Raw genomic sequence first — 20,267 nt, 5'->3', positions numbered from 1 at the left:
TGACTAAAATTGGGAAAGTTCAATCACCATGAATCTTAAAATTGAAAATCCACCTGTGACTTTACGTGAGTTGTGTTTGAACAAGCTTCGTAATGCCATTATTACAGGATACTTTCCTTCTGGAAAAAGGTTAGTTGAAAGAACTTTATGTGAAGAACTGGGTGTGAGCCGTTCTGTGGTTCGAGAAGTGATTCGTTATTTGGAAGCAGAAGGTTTGGTTGAAATCCTGCCGAATAAAGGTCCCATTGTATCCCTGTTGGATTGGGAACTTGCATCACAAATTTATGAAATTCGTCTTTTACTGGAACAAAGTGCAGTTGCTGATTGCACCAAGAACCTCACCGATGAAACGACGACACAACTCAAATGTTTACTCAACGAACTTGAGCAAGCATTTGCTGCCGATGATATAGATTTGATTATTTCAACTTCAGCCAAACTCTATGAAACCATTTTTACCACAGCCAAACATTTCATCGCATGGGAAGTTGTGCAACGCTTGAATGGACGTATCAGCCGTCTGCGTGTCATGACCATGAAATCGACCAAACGAGAAACTTCTGGTTATCAACGAATTAAAAATATGTGTGAAGCGATCTATTTGCATCAGGATGCTGAAAAAGCCAAACAAGCTGTTGCAGAACATATTGCAGAAGCTGCTTCAGTAGCAAAAAATATTTTGAATACCTGAAATCTTAAATCGTGAAATACTTAAAACCTCAATAAAGGAATGAAAAAGATGTCTGCATATTGGATTGCCCATGTGACTGTTCATGATTTAGAACAATATCAGCAATATATGGCATTAGCCCCATTGGCTTTTGATAAGTACGGAGCAAAATTTCTTGCACGTGGTGGCAAATCAGTGGTGATGGAAGGTTCTGAATATGCAAGGCATGTCATTATTGAGTTCGCAGATTTGGCCACAGCTCAGGCTTGTTATCATTCCGAAGAATACCGTAAAGCCAGATTGGCACGTGAAAATTGTGCTGATGTCATGATCAGTATTGTTGAAAGTTTAAACTAATCGTATTTATCAAGCTCAAAAATAAATGCATTAGAACTTATAAAATTTCTGGGTCATCGCAGCGTCTATGCAGAATTTGATGACTTCTTGACTCAGAATAATGTAAAGAATCATGATAATGCTGACATAGGCTATTCATTGTTTTGGACCTTCAATAGTTCGTAATTGTTAAATCGAAATGCCACAGATAGAAAAAAATAGAGGGTAGCGAATACAGTGGCAAAAAATGCTCCTCAGATCATGTATTTGGATGAATAATCAAAGAGAAATTTCATGAATGACATAAAAGAAATAATGAGTTTAGATTTGTGGCAGTCAAGTTCAAATGAACGACGAAAAGAAATTTGCAATGAAATACTCAGCAGACTTCCTAAAAGATATAAGTTAATCAAACCTTTCATCTCTCAACACCCGATCAACAAACAACCTATTAGATTCCCTGCTTTTATGACAAAAAATATGAAACCCCTATGAATCTAATCATTGGAGGAAGTTTTCAATATGGAGCATCCTCATCTCACATCGAAAAAATAGAAAACACCCACTTTCCCCAAGAGTGGCATATAATTTCTCATCTCATACATCGCTCAGACAATATCGAAAATCGAAATGTGAATCCATTTCTGATGAGTCGATTTCCCTTATATGAGTGGGTGGTGGAAGATCACATTGATTTATCCCCGAGCTTAGAAAGACCTGATTTTTACCGCGAAGATGGTCCTTATCCAATATATATAAGTACCGATGAAGCTTCCACATTTTTGGAAAAAACTGGCTACAGAATGCCTTGGGATGTTGAATGGGAATATGTCGCAAAAGATTTTCAAAATCACCTATTTATAAGTGGAGAAAAAATTCCTGATCCCGCTCTACTCAATAATATTTGTCTAACACAGTTCGGTGATGCAAGACTTAACAAAGAAGCAGCCAATCACTTTGGTATCGCATCATTGACCGTAGCAACATTTACCAAAATAGAACCACCTAGAAATGAAGTTATTATTCGTGGAGGAGCTGCTGGATTTTATCCATTTCAACAATATTCTCAGTTCGCAACACTATTAACTGAACTTCAATTGCCTTTGTCCAATATGCCAGAAAAACTGGCTGGATTAAGACTGTGTCTTGATATACCAAGTGCTTAATCATATTGAAATATATAAGTAAACTTAGGAAGAAAAAAAGGATGAATGCCGATATTAAAATAGAGCCCACAAAAGAAAATGTCTTATCTTTTGATATCAGAAGAACCTTCATTCTCGGCGCTTATATAAAAGAATGGGCTCTACCTGAGTACAGAGTAATTCTGCAAAATCAGGAGAAGAATATTTATATAGAAATATACTATTTCCCTCCATGTGATGAAAACGATCCTGCTAGATTTGCAACAGTTGGATTATCCAATACACCACGAATAACGGGGGAATATACCCATACAGAATGGATGCTGGGCTTAGAAAATAAATTAGGCGATGAAAGTATCGATAGAATATTCTCATATTTTTGCGACCTTATCACTCACAACATTGAGCATATAAACAGCTCAGCTCCTCCACGTGTTATGAGCGAAAGTCATCTTTCTCCTGAGAAATGGAAAACCAAGGCGATATTAATTGATGAGTTACGAGGGGAAAGTGAAAGTTTAGAGACCATAAAAATAGGCAATGAAGAAGTCAATGTGTTATGGGTGGTTCCTATAAGCAGCCAAGAATCTAAAATGATCCTGGAAAAAGGAATTGATGCTTTCGATGACTATATAGAGCAACTTTCTTACTCCATCATAGATCCTAAACGTCCAGATTAATTTGACGAATATATGCAATCTGTGAATGAACTAAAAACTTTAATATAGGTTGAAAAGAGTATAGTCACTCTTTTCAACCTGATGTCTTCGTGGTTGCTCACTATTTGGAAAAACTTAAGCAAGACATATTAAAAGTCCAAAGAAACTGACAACATATATGTCCGTGGAGCACCGAGTGCCAAACTGGATAATTGTGGCATTCCCCAATAAGCTTTGTTGGTGACATTATTTACACTGGCACGAAGGGTCACTGGCAGTTGTGCCAATTCTGATTTATATCTTGCGCCTAAATCAAATAATGTCCGACCTGAAGCGGATAAGGTATTTTCCTGATTGATATATTGCTTGGAAACTGCCGTAGCATTTCCTGTCAATGTTAAGCCTTGCAAAATCGGCGTATCCCACTCTAAACCTAATTTAGCCTGTTGTTTTGCAACCCCTGTTGCGGTATTGCCCTGATTTTTTCCACCTGCTGTTTTGGTTAATTCAGGATCAATATAAGCAAGACCACCGAGTAAACGAATATGTTCAATTGGTGTCGCTAAAAAGCTCCATTCAACACCTCGATTACGCTGTTCACCATCCGCAGTGAAAATATTGGTCACTGGATCGGTATAACTACTTGGTTTTTCAATTTCAAACACACTTAAAGTATTGCTGAATTGGCCTAACTCAACTTTTAATCCCAACTCTTTTTGCTTGGTTTTAAACGGTGCGAATACCTCGCCCGCATTTACAGCAGTATAAGGTGCTGTTGTTCCTTGGCTTAAGCCTTCAATATAGTTTGCATATAGTGACAAATAATCTGTAGCTTTAAATAAGATTGCAGCGCCTGGTGTTGTGGCACTTTTGTCATAGCGAGAAGTTCGGTTGCCTGTCACAATATTAAAGGACTCACTCACCACATCCTGTTGTCGTATACCGAGTGTTAATTGAACTCTCTCTTGAGCAAAAGACAAAGTATCTGCAATACCGTAACTGCTGAGACGAGATGAAGTCTTGGAAATATGTGGTGTATTGAATGGTACTGGTTTTCCCCATACTGGATCATATAAATTGGTTATCCATTCAGCACCAGCGACATTTCTGACCCCATAATCATTTTGATCATGTTCATAATAAGTCGCATTGGCAACCCATTGGTGATCAACTGACCCTGTATTAAATCTTGCTTTGAAACCCACATCTGCCGATTTCTTTTCAAGATCAAATGCCAGTTGACCCATTTTGGTTTCCAAAGTCCCGTGTTGATCAAGTAGTGTGGCAGACATTGCACCATTATATTTATAGTCAGTTTTACTCTGTCCATAACTTGCATAAGCCATCAACTGATCATTGATATCATATTCACCACGTATCATTGCCCCCTTATCTTTGGTTTCAACAAACGACCAATCTGGATTGAGTAAAGTATCTGGCTTAGGCGGTTTTGGAATATCAATTCCTGATGCAAGATTAATTCCTCGATTGACACCATCTACACGATCTTCAGCACTATATATATCCGCAGAAATACGGGTATTTTTCCCACGCCAGTCGAGTCCTAAAGCAAATTGTTGGGTCTGTTTATCTTGATCTCTGATTGCTCCATTTCCATCACGATAGACACTATTGAAACGCACACCAAATTCTTTATCTTGACCAAAGCGTCTGCCTAGATCCAGATGACCACCAAACTGCGAATCCGACATATAAGTCGCAGTAAAACGATTTAATGGCACATCACCCGCGTGTTTGGTCACCAAGTTAACCACCCCACCTACTGAACCTGCTGGAGGCATACCATTTAATAAAGCCGAGGGGCCTTTCAAAACTTCAACGCGTTCAAACATCTCAGGAGAAGTTCGATAGAAAGGCGTGATTCCAAACATTCCATTCATCGACATATCACTGGTACTCGATGCAAATCCACGAATATAGTAATTTTCACTCCACCCGCCACTCGCCCCATTGGTAAAGACTGAAGGATCAGTTTTTGCAATCACCTCAGTAATATCTTTGGCTTGTTGGTTTTCAATATATTGATCTGTGTAGCCAATAGTACTGAAAGGCGTTTCCATAAAGTCTTTATCACCGAGGAAACCCAAGTTATTTTGCGATGAAATCTGCCCTCCTAAAATCGTGGTTTTATCTTGTTGTGCTTGTACATTAATGGTCGGTAATTGTTGTGCCGAAGATTGAGACAAGTTGTTTTTATTTATCACTTCTGCATGGACGGAACAAATGGGAATACTGAGTGTGAGCCCGAAACCCAACATCATCTGGGCAGAAATCAAGTTTTTAAGTTTAAATTTAGATGGTAAACATCTGAATGATCGTATTTTATCAGTCGACACTGAGCTATTTTGAAATTGCATATCTATATTTCCATTGATTTTTAGACACACGTTCCCCAAGCACACTTTTTTGATAAAAAGCATGTGGTCTGGATGTGTTGGTGGTGTGTTTTTGGCTAGAAGTTTATCTGGCTATAAATTTATCGTAGAAAGACTTAATTCATAGTCGATACCCCTTGAGTACATCATTCATTAAAATCTGCATGGATGTTGGACTTGCTGCTGTGGTATACCATGCATCTGCATCGACAAAAACGACTTTGCCTGTTTTCCAAGCCTTGGTCTGACGCAATAAAGGATTGCTGACATTTTCTATATTAATTGTCGGGCGATGTTCCATAACCGCAGTGCGATCTACGATATATAAAATATCGGGATTTGCTTGCTGTATGAACTCACTTGAAATCGGTTGTCCGTGCAAGCTAGTATCTGCGACTGTACTGGCAGGCTTTACACCCAAGTCATGAAAAATAAAACCATAGCGCGACTGAATGCCAAAATGGCTAAATGCACCATTATTATGGAGAACCACCAATGCCTTTTCTGGTCGACTGGTGGTTATCTGTTGAACCTGTTTAATTTTTTCATCTAACTCAGCCACTTTTTGTTGCGCCAACTCTGATCGATCAAAAATTTTCCCTAAGTTGATCATATGTGTTTTGATGGTGTCCATATGATGCTGCTGGCTGTTATTAAAATTGACATCATAGTGCAATGTCGGTGCAATTTTAGATAGCGCTTGATATTGATTTGCTTGTAATGGCGTCATCAAAATAAGATCAGGTTTTAATGCATAAATCTTCTCCATATTGGGTTGAACAATAGCCCCCAGATCTTGAACATTTTTATCTTGTTTATAGGTGTTTAAAAAGTGCGGTATATAGTCCTTGGGCATGCCTGCCAAGGGAACATCAAGTTGATCGAGAAAATCTGCTTCATTCATATCCAATGCAGCAACACGTTGTGGCCGATAATTTAGCTGTGTCGTACCAAGTGCATGTTCAATCACGAGGGGGGTCTTTAATTTGATCACTTTTTGTGTTTGATCATTGAGTTTTACTTGGTCTTTCGGTTTTTCTTGGCAACCAGTGAAACTTAATGCAACCAACATAACAACACCAAGCCGCTGATATTTATTTTTCCACTTCATGTATTCAAGCTCCAGATGAGTTGAAGTAGTTACACATATAGCCACGCTCGCTATATGTAATGTCAAAATTAAGCTCATACAGATCACTTAATTGTGTTGCTGTAATCACACTATGGGTTGGACCACTCAAATAAATGCTGTTGTTTTTCAATGCGACAACATGATCTGAATAATTCGCAGCGAAGTTGATATCGTGGATCACTAGAATCACGGTACGCCCCTGTTCATCACACAGTCGACGTAAGGCATGCATAATCTGAACAGCATGTTTCATATCGAGATTGTTGAGAGGTTCATCCAACAACAGCACCTCGGTTTGCTGGGCAATAGTCATTGCCAAAAATGCCATTTGACGCTGACCACCGCTGAGTTCATCGAGATAACAGTCACTCAAAGCATCTAAATCTAGAAATCGGATTGCCTCTTCAATCACTTGATGATCATATGAAGTCAATGAACCACGACTATAAGGAAAGCGCCCAAAAGCAATGAGTTCTTTTACGGTTATACGTAAATTCACCCCCGGTGACTGTCTGAGCGTTGCCACGGACTTGGCATAATCTGAGAGATGAATATCCTGAATATTTTTTGTATTGAATAATATCTCTCCCTGATCTGGTTTAGACAAATTTGCTATCATCATCAATAAAGTCGATTTACCCGCACCATTCGGACCAATCAAAGACGTTAATTGCTTTTCAGGAAAATCGATTGTCACATCAGACAAAATATTTTTGACACCATAGGATTTATGGAGATTACGGACACTGATCATGTCATACCTCTGGCACGAACCACCAACACGAGAAAATAAATACCACACACCAAATTAATCAAAATGCTGACTGTAGTTTTATAGTTAAATACATGTTCAACAAGAATTTGAGCAATCAGAAAAATTGCAATTGCGACCATACAACCAATCACTAAAGTAAATTTATGCTGATAATTTTTTGCAAAAAAATAGGCAATATTGGCAATAAACACGCCCATAAACGCTGTAGGGCCAATCAAACTGGTTGAAATTGCCACCAATACCGCAATTAAAGCCAAATACAATTTTACATAGTGGTGATGATCAACACCCAAGGACATCGCTTGTTCTCGCCCCAGATTCATTACATCCAAAATCGGCAATGTGTTTCTTACTCGCCATAAAACCACAACAACTGCAATTAAGGCATACATTAGGATTTGTGGTTGAACACGGTTAAATGATGCATAACTCAATCCTTGAAAAACAGAAAACTCACCAGGACTAATTTTTAATTGAATAAATTGAGTGACGGTGCCTAACACCATGGTCAAGACCAGACCAAATAATAAAAGCTGAAAAATATCTTTATGTGTACGTGACAATAAGCTTTGATGAAGTGCCCACGAATAGAACAACATTAGGAAAATACAAATAAAAAATTGAGCAGTTAAGCCAAGCCATAACAATCCTTGCGTACCAAAGATGAATAACAGCATGACCTGCCAGAGCAGATAGACAGCCTCATAACCCATGATGGCAGGGGTTAATATCCGATTCCCCACAATGGTCTGAAAAATAATTGAAGTGGTAGCAACACAAATCCCACCCAATACAATCGCAGCAAGTTTAAATAGCCGCTGAGGAATGACATAATCCATATCAAGACCTGAGTCGATAAATACAAAACCAATTGCAAGTCCAAATGTTGCACATAACATTGCGCCAAGTTTGCCTCTATTCATCAGCGCAACCCTCGCAAAATCAAAATCAGGAAGATCACTCCCCCTGCTCCACCCGCAGTGAGACCAATAGGAACTTCATATGGGTAAATGATCGAACGTCCTACAATATCGCAAAGAAGAAGTAGTGAAGCCCCGGCCAAAGCAACAATGGGTAAAGTTTTTGCTAAATTCTCACCATATTTCAAAGCCACCAGATTGGGGATCACCAACCCTACAAATGGAATTGCTCCAACCGTAATCACTGTTGCTGAAACTGTAACTGCTACAAGCAATAAGCCGACTGCAGTCATCGTGGCATAATTTAGCCCCAAGCTTGATGCCATGTCTTCGCCCATACCCAGTACAGTAAAACGATGTGCAAAAACATAGGTCAGTAGGATGATGGGTAAAATAAAATAAATAATTTCATAGTGCCCTTGGACTACACGAGAAAAATCTCCCATCAGCCAAGTTTGCATACTCTGCATGATATTATTTTGATAGGCATAAAATTCCGCCAGTGCAGTTAATATGCTGCCATACATCAACCCAATCACAGGGACTAATACGGTGTTCTTAAAGCGAATTTGGCGAATAATCACAATGTAAAGCAAACTGGCAATCAGACAGAAAAACATTGCAAATAACATTTTACTCAACGTACTTGCTGCTGGAATGAGTGTGAGTGACACCAATATCCCAAGTTTTGCTGCATCTAAACCACCCGTAGTTCCAGGTTCGACGAAACGATTACGGACAATATGTTGTAAAATCACACCACATACAGATAAGCCAATTCCGGTCAAAATAATGGCAATCAACCGTGGAATACGGCTTGCACTCAGAGTCAACCATGCTTCACTCGACATGGATAACAAACCATTAAAATCAAGTTGTTGTGCACCAAGCAAAAGTGAACCAATGCAAAGCAGACAGAAAACAAAAAATAAAACTAGAGGCATTTTGAAATTGCCTCAGCCTGTATTTCTTTCCTAATTTTCCATCCCTTGACGCTCTGACTCTGTTTTAAATATTTGGCATAATAACCACCACTTAAGCACAGTTGTAAAGGCGTCCCTTGCTCAATGACTTGCCCATTGTCCAATACAACAATTTGATCTGCGGCTGCAATAGTTGAAAGCTGGTGAGCAATCACCAAGATGGTTTTTTCTCCACGTAATCGGTTCAACACCTCAGCAATAATTGCTTGATTTTCCGCATCCAATGCAGCAGTTGCTTCATCCACCAATAAGATTGGTGCATCTTTAATCAATGCTCTGGCAATCGCAATGCGTTGTCGCTCTCCGCCTGAAAGTCGGGCTCCCCCCTCACCTGTCTTGGTCTCAAGACCTTCTGGCAGACGAGCAATCATTTCTGAAATCCCCACCTTTTCAGCAACTTGCAGAATTTCTGCATCTGTTGCATGAGGCTGACCAATCCGAATGTTTTCTGCAATCGTGCCGGCAAATAAATAATTATCTTGAAAAATTTGACTGATCTGTTGGCTAAGTTGTTGATAAGGCAATTGTTTGACATCCACCCCACCAATCAAAACTTGACCTTGATTAGCATCAAAAAAACGCGCGATCAATTTAGCCAAAGTGGTTTTTCCTGAACCCGATGCCCCGATCAATGCTGTCATCGTTCCTGAAGGAATAAATAAGCTCACGTCTTGTAATATGTTTTGCCCATCATGAGTATATTGAAAATCGACATTTTTAAATTCAATTGAAGCATCTACAAGCTGTTGTGGTTTTTTTCCTTCCGTAAATACTTGGATATTTAAAATATCGCGCATTTCCTGTAACTGACTGTCTGCACTGCGCAACACTTCGCTATAACTTGCGACCTCTAATAATGCATCTATAAAGCGGCTGATGAATAACAACGATACAGCGATACTCAGCATATCCTGACTAAGCAAATGCCCTGTCATTTGCTGATTTACGAGTATGAACATTGCCAGAATTAACAGGGCAAAAATGGCTTGAATTGCCCATGTATTCAATACTGAGGATAACGATGACAATATAATGAGTTTAAAACTGGCTTGACGCTGCTGATTAATTGCTTGATCAAGAAAACGCTGGCTATTTCCTTCAGCATTAAAAGCACGAAAAACAGATTGTGCCTGTGCAAATTCCACAATACGTTGACTGGTTTCGGCAAAACGCTGCTGATAAGTTTCATCTGCATATTTTGCAATTCTTGAGCTGAGCCAGAACATGCCAACCATTAAAGGAATTGCCAATAATGCAATTAACCCTAAAATACCATATAGAAACAGTAAACCGACAATAATCACCAATGGTATAATCCCCCCTGTAATTAAAGGGGTAAAAACATGGGCTGGAAGCTGCGCAACCGACATCATGCCTTGTGTTACCAGATGGTTAAATTTTGCTGTGTTTTGAGGATTAAACCAACCGACGGGTAGGCTCGCAACATGCTGACCTAGACTTAAACGAGCACGTTCTAGAAGTGCAATGCCAACCTTGATTCCCATTTCTTCTACAACACGGCGTAGGCACCAACACAACACCATCCCAGCAAACAATAGACTCAACCAAAGTCCAATTTGTTGAATATTGCCAAGGATTAACTGTGACAGAATCAACCCCAGTACCAAAACGCTTAAACCACAAATTAGACCGTATACCAGAGCAACCCCAAGATAACGATGAAAAATAGAAACATCATCACCCAACAATTGAGAAAGTGTTTTCAACATAAGGTTTCTCCAGTTGATAGTTGAGTATGCTTGTCTAAATGTGACCACAATTGGGCATATAAGCCCTGATTGGTTAAGAGTTGTTTGTGTGTGCCTTGCTCAATGATTTTTCCTTGGTTGAGTACCAAGATACGGTCTGCATGCATAATGGTATCTAAGCGATGTGCGATCACTAAAAGGGTTCTGTCTTGAGCAAAATTGGACAGTGCATTTTGAATGGCCATTTCATTTTCGATATCCGCTGCTGCTGTCGCTTCATCGAGTATAAGAATGGGGGGATCGAGTAGAATTGCCCTGGCTATGCTGATCCGTTGACGCTCACCACCAGACAGTTGAATCTCATCACCGATCATGGTTTGGTATTGTTTGGGTAAACGCATAATACGTTCGTGAATATTGGCGGCTTTTGCTGCTTGTTCGACCTCCTGCTGGGTCGCATTGGATCGTCCTAAAGCAATATTGTCATATAGACTGGCATGAATCAGTTGCGTGTCTTGCAACACAAATCCAATTTGCTGATACAACATACTCGGCTGAATATTACGCAAATCAACACCACCCAAGGTAATATGGCCTTGGCTTGGGTCAAAAAATCGTAAGATCAATTGTGCTATGGTTGATTTTCCTGCTCCAGATGGGCCGACAATGGCTGTGAAGGTTCCAGGTTGCAGCGAAAAATTCAGTTGAGATAGCACCTCATGTGTTTGATCATAGGCATAGCTCACCTGATGAAAACAGACGGTCTGATCTTCGAGTGCAAGTGATTGTGCTGTTGGAGAGACCTGTAGTATCGGTTTTTCTAACAATGCCAGTATTCGTTGTGCTGCACCATGACTGGCTTGCAAATCATGCAATAAGGTATGTAACAATAAAGAGGGAGCACAGATTGCTGGCGCAATCAAAACAAATACCAATAAATCTATGGGATTTAACCCACCTAGATATATGAAAATTGCACCACACAGCATGACCACACCCAATATCGTGATCGGTGAAATCATGGCATGTGCATGCGCCATTGATTTAACCAACGGGCGTGTGAATACTTTAAATGCATGCGCAAAAGTACGAACGGCCTGCTGATAACCCATCGAAGCCTGTCCACTTTGAGCGAAAGTTTTGACGACTGGTATTGCACGGGTAAATTCAACAGCAGCACTATTAATCTGCCCCATTTGAGTAGCAAAATCTTGGATATTCTGCTCACTTGCATGTATCGCTTTGCGCAAAAAAAACACAAAGCCAATGAATGGGAGCAATGACAGAATTGCCATTCGCCAATCGATATAAAATAGAAAAAAGACAGCAGTAATAATGATCCCTAGCGCTCGACCAACAGCAGGATAAAAATGTGCAGTCAAACTATGAAGCTGCCCCATATCATCTTGAATAACTTGCTTTACTTCCCCAGAACTGCGTTGTGTAAACCATCCTAAAGGCAGTTGAGTAAGATGCTGAGTAATATCTTTTTGTAATATTCCCGTAATTTTATGGTCAGCTAAATGTGCAATGAATTCACTGAGGGTGATCAGTAACATCCCCAACAATAAACATCCCAAACAGCCTAATAATGTCCATAAGACTTGAGATGAATCTAGGTTAAATATCCCCATGGCACTGTGACCAACAAACATCGCTTTGACCAAATAGGCTATGCCGATCAATGGTACTAAAGTCAGCATTGATCCAAGTGCGGCAATGATCGAAGCGAAAAATAGAGGCATTTGTATTGGTTTCAGGACAAAACTGAGTGGATTGACCTGCTGGGGCTGTACTTCTTTTACATCAGTTGCACACATAACATAAAAAACCTGTTTTGATTATTCACGTTCCGCCAAATTCTGATGTGATTTAGAAAATGACAGTAAATCTATTTACAAATATAAATGAGAATTAATATCAATAGATTTAGTTGCATTGTAGTAAACTAATTAAGCAAAGTAAACGGATTTGACCCAAATCCCATCACATGGCAACATGAAAAAATCAATTGTATGGAATAATTATGCCCTCGCTTACCAAATCAACTTCTCGCGGACGCCCACGTACAATCACCCATGAACGCATCATGAATGCAGGTATAGAGATAGGTTTACTGAATATTACTTTTGTTGGCGTTGCCGCAGCGTTGGGTATCAGCCATATGGCTTTATATAAGCATATTGCCAGTCTTGAAGAGCTTAAATATCTAATCGCAGAAGAAATTTTTTTGAGATGGCAGATTCCTCAACCTGTACATACAGCTCAAACACCATTAAAAGATTATTTGGTTATTTTTATGCATTCGCTGCGAGAATTGGTCAAATCAAATCCAGGGTTCACACCCTATTTAATTCGCAGAATGGCTTCAACGCCTTCAATGGTGACTAAAATAGAGCATCATCACCAAGCTGTTGCTGAAGCCTATCAACTTACTCAGGATCAAGCACGATGGTTAAATGCAACAATTGCCTTTCATTGTATTGCCGTCGCTGACACCATTTATTCAGTTGCAGGCAAAGAGCCCATTAAAGCCAATCATCGTGAAATTGAAGAGGCAGAGATGGAAGCTGAATTTATTCAAAGTATGCAAGCCTTAATTATTGGCACACTGCATATGCTAGATACAAAATAGTCATTTATAGATCTGCTTTGCATGTATGGCAGATAATACACATTTATTCACTTTTTAAAGTGTAAAAGTGCGAAGAAAACGCGATGGATTAAAGGCATCAACACAAATAATATGCCTACATTAACCCGTCGCGATTTCTGTAAATCATACTTTTACATCAAGATCGTCAAACTCAGTTAAACCATGACCCTGTTGTAGCAGTTTTGAATAGTGCTCTAATCGGGCTTCATCAATGATGCTACTGCTCACACCAGCTTTCCAATAGCCAAATACACGTACATCGTCTTTGGCCATTTTGAATTTTTGCAAACAGAATTCACGGATTAGACGAGCTTGTTGACGTTCACAAGCTGCCCAAACTGTCATCTCATCAACAGGTTCTATCTGCTTCAATTGCTCAAACAAACCTTGATTTTGAGTATTCTGCTTAAACTCAATTTGATTGATCAGGTGATAATTGACTGTTTCAATAACAGGTAATTCATTTAAAATTTCAGCTTCATGAGTGTCTAAAAATATTTCAGCTTGAACATGTTCCGGCCATTGATTCAAGATTGCATAAACAGCAGGAATTCCCGTGTCATCTGCAAAAATAAAGCATGTCTTAGCTGTTCCAAAATTTGGATTGATATGCACACGAGGCCCCGTCAATGTGACTTTTTCACCTACTTTAACTGTATTTAGCCACCGCATTGCTGGACTTGGAGATGGATGTCGCACCAGATCGATTTCAACTTCTTGGTTGAGTTTGTCAAATGAGCGTATGGTATAAATACGTGAAGTTGGTCGTGAATTTACAGCTTGTTCAACATCAATTCGTACCGCTAAATTCGCAGTACTCCATAATTCAATTTGATCAGTTTCAATTTTTCCACGTAATCGTGCAATCGAGGCATAGGGCTGTGTCAGGGATGTAATCGTCATTTCAAGATGTTGCATACCACTCATATGGTCTTGTTTTTCTAATAATTCAACGTTTTGAGCATTCATATTTCTTTACCCTTGTGACTATTTTATCAATTCGTTATAGAAATCGGCTGTATTCATCTGCAGCTTTTTAAGCTATGCTAAAATAGTAGCACAAAAAATTAATGATTATCATTTACATTAATATAAGAATTTAAACGCTGCTGTTTTTTAAAAAAATATGAAAAATATCGTTTAATCACTCAAATAGCGTCTGATTGTTCAGTACGCTCTAAAATACGTGGACCTGAACCTTCTCGCCCCAGCACATCTTCAGGATTCCGCAAAGGGCATTGCTTTAACGACAAGCAGCCACAGCCAATACACCAATCCATTTCATCTCTTAAACGTGTCAATTTTTGAATTCGTTCATCTAAATCTTTACGCCACCGTGAGGATAATTCAGACCATTGTTCTGCAGTCAATTTGCTGCCAATCGGATAAACACTCAAGGCAGATTTTATCTCCTCCAGAGAAATTCCCACTTTCTGGGCAACTTTGATGATCCCGATATAGCGTAAAACGATCGCAGGAAAACGGCGTTGATTACCATTGGTTCGGATACTTTTAATTAAACCTTTTGACTCATAAAAATGTAAGGTTGAAACAGCAACCCCACTACGTTTGGCGACTTCGCCCACCGTCATCATCCGATCAAAATCAATTTTGATGTCTTTTTCCATTGCAATATTCCTCAACATTACTTGAGGTTTTATAGGTTAAGTCAAATCATTTGTCAATTGATCTCAGTACCTTGAGCTTAAGTTTTGATAGATCACTGTTGACATTCAAAATTATAAAAAAAGACCACTCATTCTGTTCAAAACCATTGGATTACACACTTAATCAGTGGTCTAAATCTATCCAATATTATACTGAGAAAACCATTGACCTCAAGATTACTTGAGGTTTTAGACTGCTGGATACGGTGCTGTTTAGTACCAACAAGCTATTCTTTTTTAAGAATTTTAATCATTCAGTTTAATTTCTTTTTGGAAATATTCTTATGCCCTATTTGGTTAAACTAAGTTTAGAAAGCCAGTGGCTGTGGGTCATGGTCAAATGTTGCCTCGCCCTTTTATTTTTAAGTTCAGGGTTTAGTAAAGTGATAGATGTTGAAGCAGGATATATGGAAATGCAGGCAGCAGGTTTAACACCTGTATGGTTTTTTAATTATGCTTCAGCACTGATTTTACTGGTCGGCGCCTACTCTATTCTATTTGAACGACACATGTGGCTGGGTTCATTACTACTTTCTGTCTTTTTGCTCCTGACAATCTTGATCGTTCATACTTTTTGGACAATGTCAGGACTACAGGCCACGATCGCTCTTTACTTTGCCATTGAACATATCGCAGTGATTGGTGGGCTCTGGAGTATTACAATTGCAAGCCACTTTCGTCAGCAACTCCGTAATCACGGAGTAATCGCATGAAAAGTAAAATATGGATGTTGAGTATCAGCATACTTGTACTGCTCATCGGCTGCGGCAGTTACTTTTACTTGCATTCTAATCAAACCATAGCAACACAACCCCAACAATATCCGCTTGTTAAAGTTGCTCTCAGTACAGTCAATGAACAAATGATGCCTCGAACTCTTTCAAGCATTGGTGAATTGGAAGCAATACGACAAGTTCAAGTTTCTTCTGAAAGTAGAGGAATGATTGAGAAAATTTATTTTCAATCAGGGCAGTATGTACAACAAGGACAGTTATTGGTTCAACTCAAAAGCAATGTTGAACAAAGCGAACTCGGTCGTTTACAGGCCAAACTAAAACAGGCAGAAATGACTTATAAACGCAGTCAACTGCTTATCGATAGCCATGCGATTTCACGTGCAGAAATGGATGGTGCTTTGGCTGACCGCGATATGACACGTGCAGAGATACAGCAACTTCAAGCCACAATTAAACAGAAATCTATTCGTGCACCTTTTGCGGGTGTCATGGGCATTCGCCAAGTGCATCAAGGTCAATTTTTAAAAGCTGGAACAGGCATTGCCAACCTGGTTGATTCACAACAAATGTTGGCAAATTTCACACTCGATGAACAACTGGCATCAAGACTCAAAATAGGACAAGCCGTACAGCTACAAATTGATGCATTTCCCGAAAAAACCTTTGCAGCGATGATCAATGCTATCGAACCCATCGTGAGTAAGTCTCGAACTATTTCAGGCCAGGCAATTTTGAACAATCAAAATCGTCAACTCAAACCCGGAATGTATGCCAAATTAAGCATTCAAGAAGCACAACATCCGCGTCTGATCATACCAGAAACTGCAATCACCTATACTGCTTACGGCAATACTGTTTTTCTTGCCAAACATCAAGATCAAAAAATCACAGTACAACGTGTTGCGGTAGAAGTAGGTGAGCGACAACAAGGACATGTTGAAATAAAATCTGGCTTAAAAGCAGGTGATCAAGTTGTCGTTTCTGGACAGTTAAAATTAAGCGATGGCATGCAGGTTGAAGCAACCCTCAACACGTTGCAAACTTCCACCTCCTCTTCAGTTAAAACAAAAGCTTAAGAGGATCATATGATGAAATTTACCGATCTTTTTGTCAAACGCCCTGTCCTCGCACTGGTGGTCAGCACCTTAATTTTACTCAGTGGCCTATTTGCACTGAATAAACTTCCGATTCGTCAATATCCTCAACTTGAAAGCTCAACTATTAGTATCAGTACTGAATATCCGGGAGCATCTGCTGAGTTATTACAAGGTTTTGTCACCCAACCGATTGCACAAGCAGTTTCTTCAGTTGAAGGAATTGATTATCTCAGCTCATCCACAGTCCAAGGCCGAAGCGTCATTACTTTACGGATGCAATTGAATCGAGATTCCACTCAAGCTTTAACTGAGGTAATGGCCAAAGTGAATCAGGTTCGTTACAAATTGCCGCAACAAGCTTTTGATCCTGTCATTGAACGCTCTTCAGGGGAGTCGACAGATGTCGCCTATATTGGATTTTCAACAGAACAATTGTCGCTGCCTGAGTTGACTGATTATTTGTCCAGAGTCGTTGAACCGATGCTCTCCACCATTGAAGGTGTCGCCAAAGTACAGACTTATGGTAGTCAACGTTTAGCCATGCGAATTTGGTTGGATGCGGATCGTCTAGCAAGTCGTGGCGTTACTGCTGCTGATGTTGCCAATGCCATTCGACAAAATAACTATCAGGCAGCGCCGGGGCAAGTCAAAGGTGAACTGGTTATTTCCAATGTCAATGTCTCCACCCATCTCACCAGTATTCAGGATTTTAAAAATCTGGTGATTCACAATAGTGGACAAAGCCTCATTCGACTGCAAGATGTTGCCACAGTTGAGTTAGGTGCTGCATCGACAGAAACCAGTGCATTTATGGATAAAAAGCCGGCGATTTTTATTGGATTACAAGCCACACCGACAGGGAATCCATTGGTGATCGTTCAAGGCATCAAAGACAAACTGCCGGATATTCAAAAGACCTTACCTCCAGGTGTCAAAGTCAACTTGGCTTATGAAACGGCACGCTTTATCGATGCATCGATTGATGAGGTTTTACATACTTTTATTGAAGCACTCATTATTGTCATTGCTGTGATCTATCTATGCTTGGGCTCTTTACGTAGTGTATTGATTCCAGTGGTCACCATCCCTTTGTCCATGTTCGGAGCATTGGGCCTAATGTTGCTTTGTGGTTTTAGTATCAACTTACTGACACTTTTAGCGATGGTGCTTGCGATTGGGCTGGTCGTAGATGATGCAATTGTGGTTGTGGAAAATGTCCATCGACATATCGAAGAAGGCTTATCTCCCATTGCTGCTGCAATGATAGGGGCACGTGAGGTTGCAGGACCAGTGATTGCAATGACCATGACGCTTGCCGCAGTCTATGCACCTATTGGTTTAATGGGTGGGCTTACTGGTTCTTTATTTAAAGAGTTTGCATTTACCTTGGCTGGCGCTGTTTTAGTTTCAGGCATCATTGCCCTGACCTTATCGCCAGTCATGAGCTCATTTCTGCTTCAACCGAAACAACATGAAGGAAAAATGGCAAAGGCTGCCGAGTGGTTCTTTGAACATTTAACTCAAATCTATCGAAAAATACTGGATTTTTCTTTGCACCATCGTTGGATCACTGTATTTTTTGCAATTGGTATTTTTGCCAGCCTTCCCTTCCTGTATCAATTTCCCCAAAAAGAATTGGCGCCTCTCGAAGATCAGGCAAGTGTACTGACTGCCATTAAAGCGCCACAACATGCCAATCTAAAGTATGCTGAACATTTTAATCATGAATTGGATAAAATCTTCTGGAAGTTTCCAGAAACCAGTACGACCTGGATTATTAATGGTACTGATGGACCTGCATCCAGTTTTGGCGGGACTACGCTTTCTTCGTGGAGTGAACGCAGTCGCTCTGCCGATGAAATTCAACAAGGGTTGCAAAGTCAGGTTGGAAATGTAGAAGGCACCAGTATATTCGTATTTCAAAATCCTTCCTTACCTGGCTCTACTGGAGGCTTGCCCGTACAGATGGTGTTAAGGAGCGCTTTAGACTATTCCACGCTTTACCAAACCATGGAAAACATCAAGCAGAAAGCACGTGACAGTGGACTTTTTGTCGTGGTCGACAGTGATCTAGATTTTAATAATCCAATGACCCGAATCGAAGTAGATCAATCTAAAGCCAATAGTCTAGGGATTCGTATGCAAGATATTGGTGAGGCCTTGGCAACATTAGTAGGAGAAAATTATGTCAATCGCTTTAGTATGCAAGGACGTGCTTATGATGTCATTCCCCAAAGTATGGGGCAGCAACGTTTAAGCGCTCAGGCATTAACTCAACAGTTTATACGAACGGATCAAGGGACATTAATTCCCCTTTCTACGATTGTCCATCTCAGTGAACAGGTAGAACCCAACAAGCTGACCCAGTTTAATCAGCAAAATTCAGCAACTTTTCAGGCCATTCCTGCGTCAGGTGTATCTTTAGGTCAGGCTTTGGTTTTTCTAGAACAGGTTGCAACAGAATTACCCACAGGTTTTAGCTATGACTGGCAGGCGGATGCACGTCAGTATATGCAAGAAGGCAACAGTTTAATGTTTGCATTTTTGGCTGCACTGATCGTCATCTATCTCGTGTTAGCGGCTCAATATGAAAGTTTAATGGATCCTTTCATTATCCTGATTACTGTGCCCCTTTCGATTTGTGGTGCGCTGATTCCATTGGCATTGGGTCTTGCAACTGTGAATATCTATACACAAATCGGTCTGGTCACACTGATTGGTTTAATCAGTAAACATGGTATTTTGATGGTGGAATTTGCCAACGAACTACAGGTTCACGAAGGTTTAAACCGTCGCGATGCGATTCTAAAAGCAGCTCAAATTCGTTTACGTCCTATTTTAATGACCACAGCGGCAATGGTCTTTGGCCTTATTCCATTACTGTTTGCTACCGGTGCAGGTGCACATAGCCGTTTTGGTTTAGGTCTGGTTATTGTATGCGGTATGCTGATCGGAACATTTTTCACCCTGTTTGTTTTGCCGACCATATACAGTTTGTTGGCAAGACGGCATAACCAAGATGCTGAGTCTGGTCGTTTTAAAGCACTGAAGCAACTTGAAAGGTTGGAATAAAAAGATAAAGAGCATTCAATCCAAGTCATGATTTGCACGAATTCAATCAGTGGGTGAATATCTATCTATTGAAAATCGTTGATGTCCAAACGAATATGCGAGCGACCTATGAAAAAGGCTTTATTGTTTTACAATAAAGTCTTTTTTAAAATCCAAGCGCGAAGATATTAAAAATCATCACTACGCTTTAAAAGATTTAACCGTGACCTGATTAAAATTTATTTATAGAGAAAAGCCTAAAGCGCCATAGATGGTCAATGATTTGATGTAAATCATTCGTATAAATAATTAGGTGGTTTAACAATATTTAAAC

The 20,267-nt window shown here is 39.8% G+C and carries 17 protein-coding genes; 8 read left to right on the top strand and 9 right to left on the bottom strand.

The window, feature by feature from the left end:
• Window positions 1-28 precede the first annotated feature (28 nt).
• From OSH00_RS14635 to OSH00_RS14620, 4 genes are all read left to right on the top strand, one after another.
• On the top strand, window positions 29-691 hold the full coding sequence (locus OSH00_RS14635) for a GntR family transcriptional regulator (RefSeq protein ID WP_266131040.1): 663 nt from the start codon (window positions 29-31) through the stop codon (window positions 689-691).
• A 48-nt stretch (window positions 692-739) separates the two neighbouring features.
• Entirely contained in the window at window positions 740-1,027 is a 288-nt protein-coding gene (locus tag OSH00_RS14630) for a DUF1330 domain-containing protein (protein WP_266131039.1), read from the top strand.
• Window positions 1,028-1,497: 470 nt separating this feature from the next.
• Window positions 1,498-2,172 (top strand): hypothetical protein, encoded by a 675-nt coding sequence (locus tag OSH00_RS14625; RefSeq protein ID WP_266131038.1) that lies wholly within the window; start codon window positions 1,498-1,500, stop codon window positions 2,170-2,172.
• 41 nt (window positions 2,173-2,213) lie between these two features.
• A complete protein-coding gene (locus OSH00_RS14620; protein WP_266131037.1) occupies window positions 2,214-2,831 on the top strand; it encodes a suppressor of fused domain protein in 618 nt (205 codons plus the stop codon).
• Between the two features lie 128 nt (window positions 2,832-2,959).
• On the opposite strand, the gene OSH00_RS14615 is transcribed toward OSH00_RS14620, so the two are convergent.
• From OSH00_RS14615 to OSH00_RS14585, 7 genes are all read right to left on the bottom strand, one after another.
• A complete protein-coding gene (locus tag OSH00_RS14615; protein ID WP_266131036.1) occupies window positions 2,960-5,188 on the bottom strand; it encodes a TonB-dependent receptor in 2,229 nt (742 codons plus the stop codon).
• Between the two features lie 139 nt (window positions 5,189-5,327).
• On the bottom strand, window positions 5,328-6,278 hold the full coding sequence (locus OSH00_RS14610) for a siderophore ABC transporter substrate-binding protein (RefSeq protein WP_420909534.1): 951 nt from the start codon (window positions 6,276-6,278) through the stop codon (window positions 5,328-5,330).
• Between the two features lie 43 nt (window positions 6,279-6,321).
• The gene (locus OSH00_RS14605; RefSeq protein WP_266131034.1) at window positions 6,322-7,092 is read right to left on the bottom strand and encodes an iron ABC transporter ATP-binding protein; all 771 of its coding nucleotides are present in this window, start codon (window positions 7,090-7,092) and stop codon (window positions 6,322-6,324) included.
• Window positions 7,089-8,036, bottom strand: a complete 948-nt coding sequence (locus OSH00_RS14600; protein ID WP_266131033.1) for an iron chelate uptake ABC transporter family permease subunit — start codon at window positions 8,034-8,036, stop codon at window positions 7,089-7,091. The genes OSH00_RS14605 and OSH00_RS14600 overlap by 4 nt, the downstream gene beginning before the upstream one ends.
• On the bottom strand, window positions 8,036-8,977 hold the full coding sequence (locus OSH00_RS14595) for an ABC transporter permease (RefSeq protein ID WP_266131032.1): 942 nt from the start codon (window positions 8,975-8,977) through the stop codon (window positions 8,036-8,038). Before OSH00_RS14595 ends, OSH00_RS14600 begins: the two co-directional genes overlap by 1 nt.
• Window positions 8,968-10,746, bottom strand: coding sequence for an ABC transporter ATP-binding protein (locus OSH00_RS14590; protein WP_266131031.1), 1,779 nt, complete (start codon window positions 10,744-10,746; stop codon window positions 8,968-8,970). The genes OSH00_RS14595 and OSH00_RS14590 overlap by 10 nt, the downstream gene beginning before the upstream one ends.
• The gene (locus OSH00_RS14585; protein ID WP_266131030.1) at window positions 10,740-12,545 is read right to left on the bottom strand and encodes an ABC transporter ATP-binding protein; all 1,806 of its coding nucleotides are present in this window, start codon (window positions 12,543-12,545) and stop codon (window positions 10,740-10,742) included. The genes OSH00_RS14590 and OSH00_RS14585 overlap by 7 nt, the downstream gene beginning before the upstream one ends.
• A 206-nt stretch (window positions 12,546-12,751) precedes the next feature.
• Between OSH00_RS14585 and OSH00_RS14580 the strand changes: the two genes are divergently transcribed.
• Window positions 12,752-13,360 (top strand): TetR/AcrR family transcriptional regulator, encoded by a 609-nt coding sequence (locus OSH00_RS14580; protein ID WP_266131029.1) that lies wholly within the window; start codon window positions 12,752-12,754, stop codon window positions 13,358-13,360.
• 144 nt (window positions 13,361-13,504) lie between these two features.
• On the opposite strand, the gene OSH00_RS14575 is transcribed toward OSH00_RS14580, so the two are convergent.
• Together OSH00_RS14575 and soxR are read right to left on the bottom strand one after the other, a co-directional pair.
• A complete protein-coding gene (locus tag OSH00_RS14575) occupies window positions 13,505-14,350 on the bottom strand; it encodes a siderophore-interacting protein (protein WP_266131028.1) in 846 nt (281 codons plus the stop codon).
• 179 nt (window positions 14,351-14,529) lie between these two features.
• On the bottom strand, window positions 14,530-15,009 hold the full coding sequence (gene soxR / locus OSH00_RS14570) for a redox-sensitive transcriptional activator SoxR (protein WP_266131027.1): 480 nt from the start codon (window positions 15,007-15,009) through the stop codon (window positions 14,530-14,532).
• A 323-nt stretch (window positions 15,010-15,332) separates the two neighbouring features.
• Between soxR and OSH00_RS14565 the strand changes: the two genes are divergently transcribed.
• From OSH00_RS14565 to OSH00_RS14555, 3 genes are read left to right on the top strand one after another with little or no spacing between them, the layout of a single operon-like run.
• On the top strand, window positions 15,333-15,761 hold the full coding sequence (locus OSH00_RS14565) for a DoxX family membrane protein (RefSeq protein WP_266131026.1): 429 nt from the start codon (window positions 15,333-15,335) through the stop codon (window positions 15,759-15,761).
• Window positions 15,758-16,861: an efflux RND transporter periplasmic adaptor subunit gene (locus OSH00_RS14560; RefSeq protein ID WP_266131025.1), complete on the top strand. Its 1,104-nt coding sequence runs from the start codon at window positions 15,758-15,760 to the stop codon at window positions 16,859-16,861. The genes OSH00_RS14565 and OSH00_RS14560 overlap by 4 nt, the downstream gene beginning before the upstream one ends.
• Window positions 16,862-16,873: 12 nt before the next feature.
• The gene (locus tag OSH00_RS14555; RefSeq protein ID WP_266131024.1) at window positions 16,874-19,954 is read left to right on the top strand and encodes a MexW/MexI family multidrug efflux RND transporter permease subunit; all 3,081 of its coding nucleotides are present in this window, start codon (window positions 16,874-16,876) and stop codon (window positions 19,952-19,954) included.
• The last annotated feature ends 313 nt before the right edge of the window (window positions 19,955-20,267 follow it).

The sequence above is a fragment of the Acinetobacter nematophilus genome, assembly GCF_026344175.1.
Taxonomy (GTDB): Bacteria; Pseudomonadota; Gammaproteobacteria; order Pseudomonadales; family Moraxellaceae; genus Acinetobacter; species Acinetobacter nematophilus.
Note: the sequence above shows the minus strand (reverse complement) of the source record. Positions and strands in the feature narration are given on the sequence as shown.

Excerpts from the sequence above, each read along its gene's own strand:
- OSH00_RS14635 (WP_266131040.1), top strand. The coding sequence starts at position 29 with ATGAATCTTAAAATTGAAAATCCACCTGTGACTTTACGTGAGTTGTGT.
- OSH00_RS14630 (WP_266131039.1), top strand. The coding sequence starts at position 740 with ATGTCTGCATATTGGATTGCCCATGTGACTGTTCATGATTTAGAACAA.
- OSH00_RS14625 (WP_266131038.1), top strand. The coding sequence starts at position 1,498 with ATGAATCTAATCATTGGAGGAAGTTTTCAATATGGAGCATCCTCATCT.
- OSH00_RS14620 (WP_266131037.1), top strand. The coding sequence starts at position 2,214 with ATGAATGCCGATATTAAAATAGAGCCCACAAAAGAAAATGTCTTATCT.
- OSH00_RS14615 (WP_266131036.1), bottom strand. The coding sequence starts at position 5,188 with ATGCAATTTCAAAATAGCTCAGTGTCGACTGATAAAATACGATCATTC.
- OSH00_RS14610 (WP_420909534.1), bottom strand. The coding sequence starts at position 6,278 with ATGTTGGTTGCATTAAGTTTCACTGGTTGCCAAGAAAAACCGAAAGAC.
- OSH00_RS14605 (WP_266131034.1), bottom strand. The coding sequence starts at position 7,092 with ATGATCAGTGTCCGTAATCTCCATAAATCCTATGGTGTCAAAAATATT.
- OSH00_RS14600 (WP_266131033.1), bottom strand. The coding sequence starts at position 8,036 with ATGAATAGAGGCAAACTTGGCGCAATGTTATGTGCAACATTTGGACTT.
- OSH00_RS14595 (WP_266131032.1), bottom strand. The coding sequence starts at position 8,977 with ATGCCTCTAGTTTTATTTTTTGTTTTCTGTCTGCTTTGCATTGGTTCA.
- OSH00_RS14590 (WP_266131031.1), bottom strand. The coding sequence starts at position 10,746 with ATGTTGAAAACACTTTCTCAATTGTTGGGTGATGATGTTTCTATTTTT.
- OSH00_RS14585 (WP_266131030.1), bottom strand. The coding sequence starts at position 12,545 with ATGTGTGCAACTGATGTAAAAGAAGTACAGCCCCAGCAGGTCAATCCA.
- OSH00_RS14580 (WP_266131029.1), top strand. The coding sequence starts at position 12,752 with ATGCCCTCGCTTACCAAATCAACTTCTCGCGGACGCCCACGTACAATC.
- OSH00_RS14575 (WP_266131028.1), bottom strand. The coding sequence starts at position 14,350 with ATGAATGCTCAAAACGTTGAATTATTAGAAAAACAAGACCATATGAGT.
- soxR (WP_266131027.1), bottom strand. The coding sequence starts at position 15,009 with ATGGAAAAAGACATCAAAATTGATTTTGATCGGATGATGACGGTGGGC.
- OSH00_RS14565 (WP_266131026.1), top strand. The coding sequence starts at position 15,333 with ATGCCCTATTTGGTTAAACTAAGTTTAGAAAGCCAGTGGCTGTGGGTC.
- OSH00_RS14560 (WP_266131025.1), top strand. The coding sequence starts at position 15,758 with ATGAAAAGTAAAATATGGATGTTGAGTATCAGCATACTTGTACTGCTC.
- OSH00_RS14555 (WP_266131024.1), top strand. The coding sequence starts at position 16,874 with ATGAAATTTACCGATCTTTTTGTCAAACGCCCTGTCCTCGCACTGGTG.